The following is a 709-nucleotide window of genomic DNA, read 5'->3' as shown; positions in this document are numbered from 1 at the left end:
ATACTTTAAAAAAATCATCTCGTAGCGACATGGCTTCTAATGGTCCCCCACATATTTCTCCCATACATCCTCTGAGATGATTCAAAGCCGCAGGGTTATTGGATATTGTTTCCTCAAGAGCTTCCATCACTTCACCTGCATCCCGTACCCTCAGATTATAGCCAGGATCCGATGCTTCTTTACGTTCCGCATCAGTAATTATTCCAACCGAAAACAAGTAATCTGCCACTCGTGATGAGGAATGCTGGATGCAATTTGCTATTTTTTCGGAGGATCTACCGAATTCCACAGCCACTGAATTTTCCTTTGCCAGGTCTCTAATAAACTCACAGAGCGAACTATTTTGCCCTGCGTTTTGAAATTCATCAGCGATGCGCCCACAAAGAGCTCTTGGGTTTTCACTGCCTTTGATTTTTTGATGCAATCTTCTTACAAGAGACTTAGCCATATCCAGCTGACCTGGAGTCTGAGCTTTTCTTGCTAAATCATTAACACTTCCCGAAACGTTATGACTAATCAAGGACTTCTCTGCACATTTACTAACAAAGGTAGACGTTTCCGTGTTTACTAAAACACCCTGTAAAAACGGTGCAAGTTTTCTAAAGGCTTCAAGCTCAGGAGAAACCGCATTAACTGTTCTCGTTGCAAACGAAACTGTTCCACTTGGCTGTATTTGACCACCGCCTTGTTGGAAGGGTGAGGATACAGC

General features: G+C 43.0%; 1 protein-coding gene. It reads right to left on the bottom strand.

Features of this window, described 5'->3' with window-relative positions; translation table 11 throughout:
* Nucleotides 1-709: hypothetical protein (locus tag M3P05_RS20635; protein ID WP_249702030.1), on the bottom strand; the 709-nt coding region annotated here is incomplete at both ends.

This window comes from Parendozoicomonas callyspongiae, assembly GCF_023502345.1.
Taxonomy (GTDB): domain Bacteria; phylum Pseudomonadota; class Gammaproteobacteria; order Pseudomonadales; family Endozoicomonadaceae; genus Sansalvadorimonas; species Sansalvadorimonas callyspongiae.
The sequence above is the reverse complement of the archived record's forward strand: the minus strand, read 5'-3'. Positions and strand labels throughout refer to the sequence as shown.